This window comes from Bacteroides sp. AM54-2NS (assembly GCF_003602935.1).
In the GTDB taxonomy this organism is placed as follows: domain Bacteria; phylum Bacteroidota; class Bacteroidia; order Bacteroidales; family Bacteroidaceae; genus Bacteroides; species Bacteroides xylanisolvens.
The window spans coordinates 36,281-54,273 of record NZ_QTMZ01000040.1 but is presented as its reverse complement, the minus strand read 5'-3'; the positions used below and the strand labels follow the sequence as shown (position 1 = coordinate 54,273).

Below are 17,993 nucleotides of genomic sequence, written 5' to 3'. Positions count from 1 at the left end.
AAAATACATACAAATATTATGAAGAACGAGAAGTTATAGAAAGGAAAAAGAACGAGAAGTTAATTTATTGTTAAACGGAATAAGAGATTAGGATATTAGCATAGAATACGTGGACGTCGTTAGTTCATTCTATTCAAGGCTCTGGTAAACCTATTGGGAAATGAACAACAGAGTCCACGCCCTTGCATATAACAAAGACGTGAACGCTTAGTTGCCATTATCTCCCCAATTAAAGAATTTACCAGATTCTGAATAGAGATAATATTCTAAACGCTTCTACGTTATTAATCGTAATAAGTCGCTACAAAGATACGGATTTCTTGTTAAAGAACAATGCTTTTAGGGGATAAAGATTTAATGGTGAATGAGGTAGGTGTACAAAATGAGAAATGGCTAATAGATAGATTAAAAAAAGCTCCTTTTACGCTTTAGGTAAAGGGAGCTTTTTAGTCTATGATGTCAGGCGGTTTGTTTCTATGAAAAATGCTTGGTTATTAGTTTAAAAGTCCGGGATTAGCATCAATTGCATCTTGTGGAATACGCAATGTGTAACGGGAATCATCTTGTACAAGTGTGTAGGTTACATCTTCAATTTCTTTTTTGATTTCCGGTCGGGTAGTTCGGCGTAAATCAAACCAACGATGGCCTTCAAAAGCAAGCTCGCGAGCACGTTCTTTCAGAATTTCTGTGACTAGCTTTTCTTGGCTCATCGCATTTATTTCATTCTTTTTCTGCTCATAACCTTCTGATGTATAACGATTCTCTATTAGTTTCAAGAGCCGGGTACGTGCTTCAGGTAATTTATTTAAATGTGCAGCAGCTTCTGCTGAATTTAAATAAAGCTCTCCGGTGCGGAAAGTACATTTGAATTTAGATTCACCACTTTTGATGGAAGTATAATTTCCATTTTTATTTGCTTGATAATACTTGTTTGGACGTAGATCTTTTCCTTCCTCATATTCTTGTAAAAATGAAGGGTAAAGTAAGAGTGATCCGGCATAATCGCTATTTGGAAAAACTTCATAGGCAGTGATCATTTCTACAGATGTAAATTCATTAGGAAGTTTGCCTCCTTCATCATTTAGGTTTACCAATGTCGATTTTCCGGCTAATACACGTTCCGAAGCTTCATAAGATTTGCTCCATTCACCCATGTATAAATATACCCGTGATTCCATAGCATCTACTGATAATGTTGAAAAACGGTATGAATATTGAATTTCCCATTCTTTTTTATTAATCAGTTTCCGTGCTGTTTCTATATCAGATAAAATAGAGGTATATATTTCCTTTACAGTATTTCTTGATGGTATTTCTTCTAAATCAGTATTGAGTTTTAGAGGAACTGCTTTGGTTTCTAATGCTCCGGTAGCTGTATAAGGTTGTCCATAAAGATTGACCAATATGAAATGCATATATGCTCTCATGAGGTAAGCTTCTCCAACTAATTGATTAATATCTTCTTGGCTTCCTTCTGATATTTCATCTTTTTTATCGATGATTGCGTTGGCATAATAGATATTGGTATAATAGGCCGCCCATCCAAATTGTCTCGTACTTGCATTCGGATTAACATCATTCCATTTTTCAACATCTCCTAAAGAATTTTTGGAAGTGGCATCAGACTGTAATATGGTTGCGATATCTGTTCTGATTTCGCATATTCCTCTGTCATTGAGTGCTGTATTGTAAGCTGTTGTGAATAAAGCTCTGTATTCAGCTAGCGTATTGGGAATTACTTGGCCTACTGGTTGTATGTCCAAATAACTATCACAGGAAGATAATAACAGGCTTCCTATTAATGTGAATATATAATATATTTTCTTTGTCATAATATATTTTTTAAAAGTTAAGACTTAGATTGAAGGTAATGGATTTGGGAACTGGGGTAGAGTATAGGTTGCCCATTGATTCCGGATCCATATAATTATCATAATTAGAGCTGATAACGAATAGGTTACGAGCCTCTAATCCTACAGTTGCTCCGCCGATACTTAGTTTATGAAGCCATTCGGATGGAACCCGGTAAGCAAGACGTATATTTTGTAGACGTACAAAGCTTAGCTTTTTTACCCAGATATCCAGTGATCTGTAAATGTCATTTCGAGTACTGAACAAGTAGTAGTCGGCCGGATTGTAATTGTACGTTGCTAATGCAGGGAACTTTCCTGTTGTATTTTCCGGTGTCCATCTATCCAGTATGTCTCTATTCATATTGCGCCCTGGGTCTAAGTCAGATACATTATAACTTGGAGTTGTTTTTACGTGTGCTCCAAAATTATATGAAAAATTCAGATTCAGTTCCCAATTTCGGTAATTGAACGTATTTAGAAAACCGCCCGTGTAGGAGCATCTGACGTTCCAACATAGCTGTAAAAGTCTCTTTGTTCTTCAGTACTTGGTCCTATTTGGTAAGTGCCAAGACCATCTTCATTCGATGTCATTCTGAATAACTCTTCTACAGTGACAGCTTTTCCCTCTTTATTCTCAAGATAGATTTGTCCTGTATCAGGATTTATACCTTTTGTTTTTAGTGCAAAGATTGCACCTACGGGATATCCTTCCAGACTAGGAGTCACTTGGCTTTTATCTGTAAGTACTTTTAGTACTTTATTTTGATTATATGCGAAGTTGAAAGTAGTGTACCAAGAGAAGTTTAGTGGTGATATTACGTGTCTGCAGGTTTATTTCTACACCTTTATTTTCCATACTAGCCCAGTTTATAGACATATTAGTGAATCCATTTTCTAAAGCTAATGCTTTAGAACCAATTAAGTCTGTTCCTTTTCTATAGTAGTAATCTACACTAAGATTGATGGCTTGATTGAGTACAGAAAAATCTATTCCTAGATTGTAAGATGCTGTTTTTTCCCAGCGTAATTTACTGTTGGGAGCACTATTGATAATAATATTTTCTTCACTGTAACCTGGTAAAATATTCACATTATCATATTTTCCGACTAGGAATGGAGAGGTTCCCTTATCAATATTTCCTTGTAAGCCATAAGAAAGGCGAAGAGCTAAATTATCAACCCATTTGTATTGTCTAATGAACGACTCATTTGATAAACGCCATAGACCACTTACCGAATAGATTGGTAAGAAACGGTATTTCTTATCTACTCCGAATAAATCAGAACCATCCATGCGCACACTTCCTCCCAATGTATAACGATTCATTAAAGTATATGAACCATTGGCAAAGAAAGAAGCAAAAGCGTTTTCCTTGTACGATTTAGTTTTTAGATTCCAATCATTGGCTTGTGCTTCATCTTTAAATATGAGATTCTGGAATGTTAGTTTCTTGGGATCATATCCGTATCCGGTTGAGGCTTGGTTGTCTGCCCAGTTTTTGCGAATTTCCGAACCAGCCATTATTTGTATATCATGTATATCCCAAATGTGTTTTTGTATTCTCCTTGGATTTTCCATGTGAGTTGTGAGGTTGTACTATTAGTTGTTTTAAGCATGCCTCCTTCTGGTATAAGATAGGTTTGTACACCATTTTTCCAATATTTATTGGTTTCACGTATATTCCTAATATTATATGAATTTATCCCGGCATATTCTTCTTGCGACAATTGATCCCATTGCACACCAATCTGTGAATAAACTTTCCACTGATCGTTAAAACGTAGCTGAACATCAAAGATAGAATTGATGGCTGTGGTGACAGATTCTTTATTGGTGTTTGCTCGTTCTTCGAATATATTAAAGCCTTGCTTTTCATCTGTTTCATTACTTCTGACTACGTCGTAATCGTAAAGGTAGTTTCCTTGTTCGTCAAACGGAGCAAAGTAAGGGTTGGCGATACGTGAATAATATATAGGGTTAATAAGTCCGTAAGTATCAGTCATAAATGTGTTATTCTTGCGTCTGTTGGCAAAAATAGACATTCCAATTTTTAATATTTTGTTGATTTGGTAAGACGTTTTACTGGTCAGATTAAAACGGCTCATGCTTACACCTGGTACATTTCCGTTTTCTTTGACATAACCAAGTGAGTTGTAATAAGTAACCTTTTCGCTACCACCGGAAATGCTAAAGTTATATTCTTGCGTGAAAGCATCTCTGAATAATATATCATTCCAGTCTGTATTGATTGTTTTCAGTTTGTTTATAGCATTTTGGGCTTCAGGTGTCAGTCCGTTCCACCCCTGTTCTTTATAGATGTCTATTAAGTTATATTGTTTCATGATAGCAGCAACTTTTCCTTTTTCAGGAAATACCGGTATCGGATCTGTTAATCCCCATAATATGTCAAACCGTGCTTCTTTTAACAATTGAAGTTCCAAATCGACTTTCTCTTCCGAGTTTAGTAAGTTGAGTCGTGAAGTATTGAGATTTGGAGTATAAGTCAATTTAGTATTGAAGTTAATAACAGGTTTTCCGGTTTTTCCTCTTTTGGTTGTTACCACAATTACGCCATTTGCAGCACGTGCACCATAGATAGCAGTAGCAGCTGCATCTTTTAATATCGTAATGCTTTCAATGTCGTTTGGACTTAAACCTGCGATAGAAGATTGTGACATATTTACGATGTCATTATCGTTATCTTTGTTGATTTCTGGAATATCAGTCCCTTCCAAAGGTATCCCATCCAATACCCACAACGGGTCTTGTGTTCCATTCAGTGAAGCCGTGCCACGAATACGAATACGTGCTGGAGCTCCCGGTGCACCGGAAGTTGTCGTTACAGCCACACCGGCGATTTGTCCCGCTAATGCCTGGTCGATACTTTTTGCAGCACCTACCATTCCATCTGTTACATCTACTTTGGCAATGGCAGCAGTCAGTTTACGACGTTCCAGTTCTTGATAACCGGTTACTACGACGTCTCCCAATGTGTGTGCAGAAGCTTGAAGTACAATACGATAAGTATCTTTTCCTGCTTGCAAAACGATGTCTTGTTCTTCAAATCCGATATAACTACAATGTAACCTAGTCACCTTTTCCGGAATGGAAATGGAGAATTTACCATCCATATCAGTGATAGTACCTAGAGAAGTCTGTGATGCTCCGGCCTTTTTTAAGTCATCTGCGTTAACATATACGGAAGCGCCGATCAGAGGTTCATTATCTTCACCGGATATAACGACTCCGGTGATTGTACGATTAGCAGCGCTGGCAAAGGCCAGCGCATTTGCAAAGAGGCATATAAGAATGCACAAGTATTTTTTTCTCATTAATGTAGATAGTTAAAGTAATAAGTGGTTTTATTTGATTCCTAAAGCAGTATTAATACGCAGAATCATGTCCTCATAATGATAGCGTGCAGCAGTATCGGAAGTTCCGAGACGGTTCTGCAACAACTTCTTGATACGTAGTAATTCACCGCGTTTCACAGAGATAGCATCTGAAATACGGTTGAGCTGGCTGCCATAGAAATTGAGCACACGTGGAGCACCCATCCGGTCTTCCTGACGAAGTGCACGTTGTTCGGCAGCGTAACAGCTACAGAAAGGAGTAGCGTGGTCAAGCAAGAAATGCTCGTTGGCAATCTTCTTGTTGATTTTAACGGCTTCAGGTTCTGCAGCGGCTGTAAGTAATGCATCGAGGAAGTTTTTCTGCAAAGAACGTTCCATAACATTAGGGATACCACCGCGTTCGGTAACACCGAAAATGTTCTTATGAAGTCCGTCCATAAGTTCCACTACTGTAAAGGCCTTCTTTCCGTTGACAGATTCATTCTCTATCATACGCATCAAACGAGTATTGCCAAGTAAATCCCAAAGGATATAGGCTTGGGCGTTCTTTAAGATTTGTGTAGGAGCATTTTCCTGTTTTCCGATGGGGGTATTGCGAAGTAGATAAGTATATTGCCCCACTTCCGTGTCAAACAGCCATTTAGGGTATGTCAAAACTTCATCCATCAGAAATTTCAGTGAAGCTTGTTGTTTCTCTTTCTCTACGAATGTATAAGTTTTAACGCCGTCTCCTACAATTGTATTTTCAATGTAGATGCCACCAATATTGGCAAGGACATGATATAAATAGTTGTTCCATTGGTTGATTACAGCGTAGTAGAGGCGAGATGCTTCTTCATAAGTTTGTCCCTTCTCACCGGTAGTAGTCCATTGAAGAATTTGTGGAACGATACGTTTCAGATTCTCAATGCCAAGTAAAGAAGAGCGAACCGGATCATCACCTAAATCTTCGTTCTGTGCACGTGGATCTACCGCATCGCGGACATCCTGTGCTTCACTATATTTATAAAGCCGATCAGTATGTTTGCTCAAGAAATCGAATAAAATATCCTTTTCTTCTTCCGGAGTACTCTTTCCGTACCAACGATATCCATATTCGATAGCAAACATATCGTATGGACCGATATGCGGAGAAAGAACTTTCACGCCATCTCCAGGCTGTGCGATATAATTGAATCGTGCATAATCCATGATGGATGAAGCGGTTGAGTTCATTCTGGAAGTGAATGCTTCGGAACGTAATGAATCTGTCGGGAAAGCCCATGAACCCATCATATTGTGGCGGAGTCCTAAAGAGTGGCCTACCTCATGACAGGCGACGAATCGAATGGCATCTCCCATCAAAGCATCAGGCAATTGTACATTACGTGCTTCCGGACACACTGTTCCGGTCTGGACAGTAATCCATTCACGTACCATAGAAAGCACATTGTGCCACCACATAATATCAGCTTCCAGGATTTCTCCGGAACGGGGATCTAACAGAGAAGGTCCCATTGCATTTTTCTTTTCCGAAGCAGCATAAGTCAGTACGGAGTAGTTGACATCATCCATGTCTACATGCATACTGTCCGTGATTTCTTTGGCGATAATCGCATTCTTGAAACCAGCCTTTTCAAAGGCAATCTGCCAGTCCTCGATACCTTTCTTAATGTACGAACGCCATTGGTAAGGAGTTGAATTATCAATGTAGAAGACAATCGGTTTGGCAGGTTCCACCATCTGACCTTTCAGATAAGCCTCCCGATCTTCCGGTTTGGGTTCCATACGCCAGCGGGTGATATACTGTGTCTTATCCGTACGCTGCTGCGCATCACTGAAACTTAATAACGGATTCGTGAAATAACCGACCTTCTGATTGTCGAATCGTCCCATCATCGGCTTCTCGGGCAATAAGAGAATAGAAGAACTAACTTCCACCGTTACATAAACAGTAGTAGTACCTTCCGTTACCCGGGTAGTCAACTCGGAAGTTGCCACGACATTGTTTGAAAAGGATTTGATGGATAGAATACGTGATAAATTCTTGATAGCCGAAGTACCCAGATTAATATTGGTAAATACGTTATTGATACTGGTTTCCGTACCATCATAAATATCATTCACCTTGATTACTAATGCCGTAGAATCTGCATTGACTGCTTCGATCTTGAATGCGGCAATCAGCGGAGAGATAAAATTATCCTTTACCGAACGGAAGATAGCGTCCGTTTGGGGGGCCAGAGGTAATGGACGTTGTTGGCGTAACATTAGTTTGCCCGTCGCTTTGTCCCATTCCATGCAAACCATCTGGTTTTCATAGTTTACTCCGCGGTTTACGCCCGCATCATTAAGTTCGGCAGGAACTCGTTGCAGCTTATTGACAACTAATAAGTCACTAAATCACAAGGAAGCTCTTGATTTTATTTTAGATAATCCTGATTATCTTCAGTATTTATCAATAAGAAAGATTGAAGACATTCATAGTATCCTTATTAAAGAACTGGGAGTTGAGCGTCATATTCGTTCTCGGCGTGTTGGTATTACGGGTACGAATTATCGTCCACTTGATAATGAATATCAAATAAGAGAAGCTATGGAAGACACTTGTCAATTAATTAATAATAAGCAGAGTATCTTTGATAAAGCTTTCCTAGCTTTAGTTCTGTTATCTTACATTCAGCCATTTGCTGATGGTAATAAACGTACTGCCCGTATAACAAGTAATGCAATACTTATAGCCAACGGTTATTGTCCTTTATCATTTCGTTCAGTTGATTCTATCGACTATAAGAAAGCTATGTTAGTTTTCTATGAACAAAATAATATATATCCATTTAAGAAAATATTTATAGAACAGTTTGAATTTGCTGTGAATACATACTTTTGAATTTATCTGTATATTGATGGTTGTTCCAACGATAACATTATTATAAATATAAAAATTATGTTCATAATAAATTTGTAATGCTTCCTGTTTTAATACAAGATTGTTCATTCCGTCTGCAGTAATTTTCTCCTGAAAGCCGGAAGTTTCTGAAAGACTTTTATCTTTGCAACTATAATACATACGGCACTATGAAAAAAGTGATTCTGATTTTTGTGACAATCGTCCTTTCCGGTCTGCTTTATGCAAAAGATAATAAGAGTACCGATGCGTTACTTCGTGAGATTGATGGTATCATTAAAAATCGTCAGACCTATGGAGCGGAAAAGGAGGCGCGTATCGCTGACCTGAAGAAATTGTTGGCGGAGGCTACTTCCGATGAACAACGATATGGTTTTTGCGGACGTCTTTTCGATGAATACCGGGCTTATAATCTGGATTCGTCTTTTGTCTATGCTCAACGGAAAGAGGAACTGGCGCATCGCATGGATAAACTGGATTATCTGGATGATGCTGCCATGAATATGGCGGAAGTGATGGGAACTACCGGAATGTATAAAGAAGCGTTGGAACTATTGGGGCAGATTGATAAGAAAACGCTGCCCGATTATCTCTATGGTTACTATTATCATCTGTATCGCACTATTTATGGATTGATGGGAGATTATGCCGTTACGGAGAAAGTCAAGAAAGAGTATTATCGAATGACGGATCTGTATCGTGACTCTCTTCTGCAGGTCAACGCTTCCGACTCTTTGGGACACGTATTGGTGATGGCGGATAAGTGCATCGTACATGCTCAATACGATGAAGCCATCCGTATGCTGATGGAATATTACAACAAACCTTCTTTGGATGACCATTCAAAAGCAATGCTTACTTATACTCTCTCCGAGGGTTACCGGTTGAAAGGCGACAAGCAGGGGCAAAAACATTACCTGGCCCTTTCGGCCATTGCCGACCTGAAATCGGCGGTAAAGGAATATGTATCTTTGCGCAAACTCGCTTCCCTTGTCTACGATGAAGGGGATATTGACCGTGCTTACAATTACCTGAAATGCTCCTTAGAGGATGCCACTCTTTGTAATGCCCGCCTTCGTACGTTAGAAATCTCGCAAGTCTTTCCTATCATTGACCAGGCTTACCAATTGAAAACCAAACGGCAGCAACAGGAGATGAAAGTATCATTGATTTGTATCAGTTTGCTTTCCGTATTTTTGTTGGTTGCCATTTTCTTCGTTTACAAGCAGATGAAAAAGGTTGCTGCCGCACGTCGCGAAGTGGTTGATACCAATACGTTGTTGCAAGAACTGAACGAAGAACTTCACGATTCTAACTCGCAACTGAAAGAGATGAACCATACGCTTTCGGAAGCCAATTATATCAAGGAGGAATATATCGGCCGATACATGGATCAATGCTCCACCTATCTCGACAAGATGGATTTATACCGTCGTTCCCTGAATAAAATTGCTGCTGCCGGAAGAGTGGAAGAACTATATAAAGCCATTAAATCTTCTCAATTCCTTGACGAAGAACTGAAAGAGTTTTATGCAAACTTCGACATGACTTTCCTGCAACTCTTCCCCAATTTTGTGGAGGAATTTAATGCGCTGCTCACAGAACCCATGCAACCCAAACCGGGAGAACTGTTGAACACCGAACTCCGTATCTTTGCCCTTATCCGGCTGGGGATTACGGACAGTACCAAGATAGCGCAATTCCTCCGTTATTCCGTGACTACCATTTATAATTACCGGACCCGTGTCCGTAACAAAGCTTTGGGAGAAAGAGATGAATTTGAGACTAAAGTAATGCAAATAGGGAAGGTGGAAGAATAAGAAAACCACTACTTTTTTAGTCTGACTTCTATTTTATAACGTTCTTATATTTAGTGGTTTATGCTGTGAGATACTGTGTAAATCACTATATTTTTGCTATCTGCTCAAAGAAGCAGTATGAAATGTGGATACTTTTGTTTCACGGTCATTTCAGCAATGACACAGAGAACGAAAACAAAAGTAACCCTAATATTAACTTTAAATTAATGTACATGAAACAGAGTATGAAGTCGAAAGGCTTTGAACGCCGCCTCTTATTAATAATGTGGGGCTTGTTCCTATCTCTTAGTGCATTCGCACAACAGATTTCAATAAAAGGACATGTAGTAGATGCCACAGGTGAACCGGTGATCGGTGCCAGTGTGGTGGAAGGACGTACAACGAATGGTACGATAACCGATGTAGACGGTAATTTCTCATTAAGCGTTCCGGCTAACAGCACGCTGACTATCTCTTTTGTCGGCTATAAAACGCAGACTGTTCCGGTGAACGGGAAAAACTCGTTGAAAGTAACCTTGCAGGAAGATACGGAAGTATTGGACGAAGTTGTTGTAGTAGGTTACGGAACAATGAAAAAGAGCGATTTGACTGGTGCCGTATCTTCTGTCGGAGTGAAGGACATCAAAGACTCTCCGGTAGCTAATATCGGTCAGGCAATGCAGGGAAAAGTATCCGGCGTGCAGATAATCGATGCCGGTAAGCCGGGTGATAATGTCACCATTAAAATCCGTGGTTTGGGTACGATCAATAACAGTAACCCGCTGATTGTCATTGACGGAATTCCTACCGACTTGGGATTGTCTTCCTTAAATATGGCTGATGTGGAACGGGTAGACGTATTGAAAGATGCTTCGGCAACAGCTATCTATGGTTCGCGTGGTGCCAACGGTGTGGTGATGATTACCAGCAAACGTGGTGCCGAAGGTGCCGGAAAAGTAACGGTAAACGCAAACTGGGCTATTCAGAACGCTACTAAAGTACCCGATATGCTGAATGCTGCGCAATATGCCGCTTTGAGCAATGATATGCTGTCTAATAATGATGATAATACAAACCCTTATTGGGCAGACCCTTCTTTATTGGGAACAGGAACGAACTGGCTGGATGAGATGCTACGTACGGGAGTGAAACAAAGTTATTCGGTTAGCTATTCCGGTGGTACGGAAAAGGCACATTACTATGTATCCGGTGGTTTCCTCGACCAGTCCGGTATCGTGGAAAGCGTTAATTACCGTCGTTTCAACTTTCAGGCAAATAGTGATGCCCAGGTCAATAAATGGTTGAAGTTCACTACTAATCTGACATTCAGTACGGACGTGAAAGAAGGAGGAACTTACAGCATCGGAGATGCGATGAAAGCACTCCCCACCCAGCCGGTGAAGAATGAAGACGGTAGCTGGAGCGGTCCCGGACAGGAAGCGCAATGGTATGGAAGTGTCCGCAATCCGATCGGTACGTTGTACATGATGACGAACGAGACGAAAGGATATAACTTTCTGGCAAATATCACCGGAGAGATTGCCTTTACCAAATGGTTGAAGTTGAAAAGCACCTTCGGTTATGACGCCAAATTCTGGTTTGTAGACAACTTTACTCCGGCTTACGACTGGAAACCGAATCCGGTAGAAGAATCTTCCCGCTATAAGAGTGACAACAAATCATTTACCTACCTGTGGGATAATTATTTTGTATTCGACCATACTTTCGCCCAAAAACATCGTGTAGGGGTGATGGCAGGTTCTTCCGCCCAGTGGAACAACTATGATTACCTGAATGCTCAAAAGAATATCTTCATGTTTGATAATATCCATGAGATGGACAACGGCGAGAAGATGTACAGCATCGGTGGCAGCCAGAGCGACTGGGCACTGCTTTCTCTGATGGCACGTCTCAACTATTCTTACGAAGATAAATACCTGCTTACAGCCACTGTGCGCCGTGACGGTTCTTCCCGCTTCGGTAAGAACAACCGTTGGGGAACATTCCCTTCCGTTTCTCTGGCATGGCGTATTTCGCAGGAAGAATGGTTCCCGAAAGACAACTCTCCGGTGAATGACCTCAAACTGCGTATCGGATACGGTGTGACCGGTAATCAGGAAATTGGTAACTACGGTTTTGTGGCTTCCTATAATACAGGAGTCTATCCTTTCGGCAACAACAACTCCACCGCTTTGGTATCTACCACCCTTTCCAATCCGAATATTCATTGGGAAGAAGTACGCCAGACCAACTTCGGTGTGGATATGAGCCTGTTCAATTCACGTGTCAACCTTTCGCTGGATGCCTACATCAAAAAGACGGCAGACATGTTGGTGAAAGCTTCCATCCCTATCACCTCCGGTTTTGAAGATACTACTGAAACCTTTACCAATGCCGGCAAGATGCGCAACAAAGGGGTGGAAATGACCCTGCGCACCATCAACCTGAAAGGTCTTTTTTCTTGGGAATCTGCTTTAACGGCTACCTATAACAAGAATGAAATTCTGGACCTGAACAGCGAAACTCCGATGTTTATCAATCAGATGGGTAACTCATACGTGACTATGCTTAGAGCCGGTTATCCGATCAATGTATTCTACGGATACGTGACCGACGGGCTTTTCCAAAACTGGGAGGAAGTAAACCGCCACGCCACCCAACCGGGAGCCGCTCCGGGGGATATCCGTTTCCGGGATTTGAATAACGATGGAGTCATCAACGATGAAGACCGTACCGTTATCGGTAACCCGAATCCGAACTGGTTCTTCTCTTTAAGCAATAATTTCTCTTATAAGGGATGGGAACTCTCCGTTTTCCTGCAAGGCGTATCGGGAAACAAGATTTATAACGCCAACAATGTTGACAACGAAGGAATGGCAGCCGCTTACAACCAGACCACAGCCGTATTGAACCGCTGGACGGGTGAAGGAACCAGCAACTCTATGCCCCGCGCCATTTGGGGAGACCCGAACCAGAACTGCCGTGTATCCGACAGGTTTGTGGAAAACGGTTCCTATCTCCGTCTGAAGAACATCACGCTTTCGTATACACTGCCCAAAAAGTGGATGCAAAAGATTCAACTGGAAAATGCCCGCATCTCTTTCTCTTGCGAGAATGTGGCAACTATCACCGGATATTCCGGCTTCGACCCGGAAGTTGATATTAATGGCATCGACAGCAGCCGTTACCCGATTTCACGTACCTTCAGTATGGGCTTGAACTTTAACTTTTAAATCAGGAGAAAGAATATGAAAAAGATAATAACTTTGGTATTTATGTCTGCCGTGCTGGCATTGACATCGTGCAACGATTTCTTGGATAAATATCCCAAATATGGCGTCGATCCCGAATCGGAAGTGACGAACGAGATTGCTGTGGCATTGACTACTGCCTGCTACAAGACTCTTCAGTCATCTAATATGTATAACCAGCGTATTTGGAGCCTCGACATCATCGCAGGCAACAGTGAAGTAGGAGCCGGAGGAGGTACTGACGGTTTGGAGACTGTTCAGGCTTCCAACTTCATAGCCCAGAGCGACAACGGCTTTGCTTTGTATGTATGGCGTTCTCCGTGGGTTGGGATCGGACGTTGCAACATCGTGCTTTCCAATCTGCCTTCAGCATCTATCTCCGATGAGATAAAGACCCGGTGCATGGGTGAGGCTTATTTCCTGCGTGCACATTATTATTATATTCTGGTTCGTTTGTACGGAGGGGTGCCTTTGCGCTTGGAACCGTTTGAACCGGGAGAATCTGCGGATATTGCCCGTAATACGGTAGATGAGGTATATGCTCAAATCCTTTCCGACTGCAAGAATGCAGTGACTATGCTTCCTCCGAAAAGCAGTTATGGAGATGCCAACAGGGGACGTGCCTGCAAAGAGGCTGCAATGGCTATGCTGGCGGATATTTACCTGACACTGGCTCCTAATCATCGTGACTATTACAATGAAGTAGTGACCTTGTGCAATAACATTGCTGCAATGGGATATGATCTGACTCAATGCAATTATGCCGATAACTTTAATGCTACGATCAATAATGGTGCAGAATCTCTCTTCGAAGTGCAATACTCCGGTAGTACGGAATATGACTTCTGGGGCGGTGATAACCAGTCATCCTGGCTGTCTACCTTCATGGGGCCTCGTAATTCGGGTATGGTAGCCGGTGCTTATGGATGGAACCTGCCTACGGAAGAGTTCTTCAAGCAATACGAAGACGGTGATTTGCGGAAAGACATCACTGTGTTGTATCAGGGTTGTCCTGCTTTTGACGGTATGGAATACAGACGTTCCTGGTCGAATACGGGTTATAACGTACGTAAGTTCCTTGTGTCGAAAACCGTCTCTCCGGAGTATAATACCAACCCCAACAACTTTGTAGTATACCGTTATGCGGATGTCTTACTGAAGAAAGCGGAAGCTTTGAATGAGCAGGGACATCCGGATCAGGCTGCCGAACCATTGAATATCGTTCGTAAGCGTGCCGGACTGACAGAGCTGCCGACTACTCTGACGCAGACCGAAATGAGAGAAAAGATTATTCACGAACGTCGGATGGAACTTGCTTTTGAGGGACATCGCTGGTTCGATATGATCCGGGTTGATAATGGAAATTATGCATTGACATTCCTGAAATCTATCGGTAAGAATAATGTGACCAAAGAACGTCTCCTGTTGCCTATTCCGCAGACGGAGATGGACTCCAATCACCTGATGACTCAAAATCCCGGTTATTAATCCGTTTTATAATCATTCATTTAGACAAATAATATGATGAAGAAATATATATATCAGTTGTTATGCTCTCTTTTCATCGGTGGAACGATGGTTGCTTGTACCGAGGATTATATGGAGACAGATAAAGGACATGATACCCTCACCCTTTCGGTGAATCAGCAGGAGTTGGTGTTGAACGAAAAGAACCATAGTCAGGAGGCGCTGGCGCTTTCATGGACTACCGGAACGAATTATGGAAGCGGTAACCGTATCTCTTATACGCTGGAACTGGCGAAAGCCGGAACGGACTTTGCGAATCCTTATTCGGTAGATTTGGGTACGGGAACGTATCAATGGACTAAGAAAGTGGAAGAACTTAACCAATTTCTGCATACGCAGTTCGGTATCGGTTATGCCGTGAAAGCGGAGTTGGAAGCACGTATCACAGCCGTCGTTGCCGGAATGGAAGATCAGAAGCAGATTGCGACGACTGCCTTTACAGTGACTACCTACCAGCCGGTTACTACCACGCTTTACCTGATTGGTGATGCTGCTCCGAACGGATGGAGCGCCGATAACGCAACGGCAATGGAACGTACGGATAACGGACAATTTACATGGATGGGAAAGCTGAATGCCGGATCGTTTAAGTTTATAACGACCTTAGGAGAATTCCTGCCATCGTACAACCGCGATGCTACAGCCGAAGAAGGATTCAAACTGACCTACCGTACATCGGATGACCAACCGGACGAACAGTTCACAATCAGTGAAAAAGCAACTTATATCGTAAAAGCAAACCTGCTCGACCTGACATTAACACTTACCGAAACAGAAGATATTGGCTGGAGATTTGAAGAATTTTTCATTGTCGGTTCGTTTACCGGTAATGGTGGTTGGGGATTTGAGGCATTGTCTAAAGATGCTGTCCAGATGGATCTGTTCCATTATGGAGCCGTGATTCCCTGGAAAGCAGACGGAGATTTTAAGTTCGCTTCTGTGACGGATTTCGGTCAGGCGGATGCTTTCTTCCATCCTACCATGGCTAATGCTCCGTACACTTCGACATCAGTAGTGCTTGGAGGTGAGGATAATAAATGGCAGATGAAGGAAGCCGAATGTGGCAAGCCTTATAAAGTATGGTTCTACACAGGAAAGGGAAAAGAAAAGATGTTGATGCGTCTGTTCACTCCTTATGAAGGATTGTATCTGGTGGGTGAGGCAACTCCGAACGGATGGAGTCTGGACAATGCTACTCCGATGACTAAGAGTGCCGACAATCCTTATATATTTACCTGGAGTGGCACGCTGAAGGCAGGTGAGATGAAGATATCCTGCGATAAACAGTCAGACTGGAATGGAGACTGGTTTATGGCGGATAAGAGCAATAAGGCTCCGACGGGTGAAGTAGAGACGGCATTGTTCGTTACCAAGTCGGATGCGGAGTTGAGCAGTATGTATCCGGATGCAGATTTGGGTAGTTTGGATAATAAGTGGAATATTCAGGAAGCCGGTTCTTATCGGATTACGATTGACCAGTTGAAAGAGACGATTTCGATTGTGAAACAATAAAACAAGAATTCAAGATGAAGAAAATAATATATTTGGTGGCTGCTTTCCTGTGTATGGCTTGCAGTGACGATCATGGGGCGAACCAAGAAAATGGAGGAGCTTCGGGCGGTGTCACCGAAGTGACTCCGGTAACATCGGATTTAAGTGTGGAACTGTCTACAGATAAGGCTTTCTATAAACCGGGGGAGAAAGTGGTGTTTACAGCAGAAGATGCGTTGCCTGCCGGAACTAAAGTTCGTTATCGTCTTTTAGGGGAGGTTGTCGGAGAAAAGTCGGTAAATGGTACCAGTTGGACATGGCAACCGCCTACTACTGATTTCAAAGGATATATGGCGGAACTGTACCGTCAGGAGAATGGTACGGATGTGATTGTCGGTACGATTGCGGTAGATGTATCCAGTGATCCGTCACGTTTTCCGCGTTATGGTTTTGTCGCTGATTTCAGTCAGGAGAAGACGGCTGAAAAGACACAGGAAGAGATGGCGTATCTGAATCGTCATCACATCAATTGGGTACAGTTTCAGGACTGGCATAATAAACATCACTGGCCGTTGGGCGGTACACGCACACAGTTGGACGAAGTATATATGGACATCGCTAACCGGGAGGTTTATACAAGTTCGGTGAAAAATTACATTGAAGCGCAGCATCGTTTCGGTATGAAGTCTATGTTTTACAATCTTTGTTTCGGGGCGTTGAAGGATGCTGCTACGGACGGGGTGAAGGAGGAATGGTATTTGTTTAAGGATGCTTCTCATACTACTAAAGACAGTCATGATTTGCCGGGCGGATGGAAAAGTAATATTTATCTGGTCGACCCTTCTAATAAGGAATGGCAGAAATATTTGAACGAAAGGAATGATGATGTATACGCGAACTTTGCCTTCGACGGCTATCAGATAGACCAGTTGGGACGACGCAGCACGCTTTACAATTACAACGGTATTCCGGTCAATCTGCGTGAGGGATATGCTTCTTTTATTGAAGCGACGAAGCAGGCTCATCCGGACAAGAGTTTGGTGATGAATGCGGTCAGCCGTTACGGTGCCCGTCAGATAGGGGAGACAGGTAAAGTTGATTTCTTCTATAATGAGGTGTGGGCGGATGAGGCTGATTTTACCAATCTGAAAGCCATTCTTTATGAAAATGGAGTCTATGGCAATTATGAGTTGAATACGGTTTTTGCAGCTTATATGAATTATAATAAAGCGGATAACCGGGGAGAATTTAATACGCCGGGTATCTTATTGACAGATGCTGTCATGTTTGCTTTGGGTGGTTCGCACCTGGAGTTGGGAGGCGATCACATGTTGTGCAAAGAGTACTTTCCGAATGAGAACCTGACAATGAGCGAAGAATTGAAAACAGCGATGGTTCGTTACTATGACTTCCTGACTTCTTATCAAAACCTGCTTCGTGACGGTGGTACGGAGAATAGTGTTTCCATGAATTGTACCAATGGCGCAATGAGATTAAATAGTTGGCCTCCTCAACAGGGATCAGTTACTACTTATGCCAAGCAGGTAGGTGGCAAGCAAGTGATACATCTTCTTAATTTCTCGCAAGCGAACAGTCTTAGCTGGAGAGATGTGGACGGTACGATGCCGGAACCGGCTCTGATTACAAAAGCAGCTTTGCAAATGAATCTGTCGGCAAAGGTGAATAAGCTGTGGGTAGCGTCGCCGGATGTACACGGAGGAGCTTTGCAGGAATTGGCCTTTACACAGGAGAACGGGGTCGTCTCATTTACATTGCCTTCCCTGAAATATTGGACGATGATTGTGGCTGAATAAAGCGGTTGCTACAGAAT

At 42.1% G+C, this 17,993-nt stretch carries 6 protein-coding genes and 3 pseudogenes; 6 read left to right on the top strand and 3 right to left on the bottom strand.

Going from position 1 to position 17,993, the window contains the following annotated elements; genetic code table 11:
- Positions 1 to 494 precede the first annotated feature (494 nt).
- The 3 genes and pseudogenes from DXA05_RS19985 to DXA05_RS19975 all read right to left on the bottom strand — a co-directional run.
- Positions 495 to 1,832, bottom strand: a complete 1,338-nt coding sequence (locus DXA05_RS19985; RefSeq protein WP_004304248.1) for a RagB/SusD family nutrient uptake outer membrane protein — start codon at positions 1,830 to 1,832, stop codon at positions 495 to 497.
- A gap of 10 nt (positions 1,833 to 1,842) precedes the next feature.
- Positions 1,843 to 5,186, bottom strand: a pseudogene (locus DXA05_RS19980) (SusC/RagA family TonB-linked outer membrane protein).
- Positions 5,187 to 5,216: 30 nt separating this feature from the next.
- Positions 5,217 to 7,583: pseudogene (locus tag DXA05_RS19975) on the bottom strand (zinc-dependent metalloprotease); the annotation flags it as partial.
- 1 nt (position 7,584) lies between these two features.
- Here DXA05_RS19975 and DXA05_RS19970 point away from each other — a divergent pair.
- The 6 genes and pseudogenes from DXA05_RS19970 to DXA05_RS19940 form a co-directional block, all read left to right on the top strand.
- A pseudogene (locus DXA05_RS19970) lies at positions 7,585 to 8,076 on the top strand (Fic family protein); the annotation flags it as partial.
- Between the two features lie 188 nt (positions 8,077 to 8,264).
- Positions 8,265 to 9,914, top strand: a complete 1,650-nt coding sequence (locus DXA05_RS19960) for a DUF6377 domain-containing protein (RefSeq protein ID WP_004298604.1) — start codon at positions 8,265 to 8,267, stop codon at positions 9,912 to 9,914.
- A 212-nt stretch (positions 9,915 to 10,126) separates the two neighbouring features.
- Positions 10,127 to 13,126 carry a TonB-dependent receptor gene (locus DXA05_RS19955; protein ID WP_117512489.1) on the top strand — a complete coding sequence of 1,000 codons (3,000 nt, stop codon included), beginning with the start codon at positions 10,127 to 10,129 and terminating at the stop codon, positions 13,124 to 13,126.
- 15 nt (positions 13,127 to 13,141) lie between these two features.
- Positions 13,142 to 14,632 (top strand): RagB/SusD family nutrient uptake outer membrane protein, encoded by a 1,491-nt coding sequence (locus DXA05_RS19950; RefSeq protein ID WP_128859540.1) that lies wholly within the window; start codon positions 13,142 to 13,144, stop codon positions 14,630 to 14,632.
- A 36-nt stretch (positions 14,633 to 14,668) separates the two neighbouring features.
- Positions 14,669 to 16,183, top strand: a complete 1,515-nt coding sequence (locus DXA05_RS19945) for a SusF/SusE family outer membrane protein (RefSeq protein ID WP_128859542.1) — start codon at positions 14,669 to 14,671, stop codon at positions 16,181 to 16,183.
- 14 nt (positions 16,184 to 16,197) lie between these two features.
- Entirely contained in the window at positions 16,198 to 17,976 is a 1,779-nt protein-coding gene (locus tag DXA05_RS19940) for a glycoside hydrolase family 66 protein (protein ID WP_128859539.1), read from the top strand.
- The last annotated feature ends 17 nt before the right edge of the window (positions 17,977 to 17,993 follow it).

Excerpts from the sequence above, each read along its gene's own strand:
- DXA05_RS19940 (WP_128859539.1), top strand. The coding sequence starts at position 16,198 with ATGAAGAAAATAATATATTTGGTGGCTGCTTTCCTGTGTATGGCTTGC.
- DXA05_RS19945 (WP_128859542.1), top strand. The coding sequence starts at position 14,669 with ATGAAGAAATATATATATCAGTTGTTATGCTCTCTTTTCATCGGTGGA.
- DXA05_RS19985 (WP_004304248.1), bottom strand. The coding sequence starts at position 1,832 with ATGACAAAGAAAATATATTATATATTCACATTAATAGGAAGCCTGTTA.
- DXA05_RS19955 (WP_117512489.1), top strand. The coding sequence starts at position 10,127 with ATGAAACAGAGTATGAAGTCGAAAGGCTTTGAACGCCGCCTCTTATTA.
- DXA05_RS19960 (WP_004298604.1), top strand. The coding sequence starts at position 8,265 with ATGAAAAAAGTGATTCTGATTTTTGTGACAATCGTCCTTTCCGGTCTG.
- DXA05_RS19950 (WP_128859540.1), top strand. The coding sequence starts at position 13,142 with ATGAAAAAGATAATAACTTTGGTATTTATGTCTGCCGTGCTGGCATTG.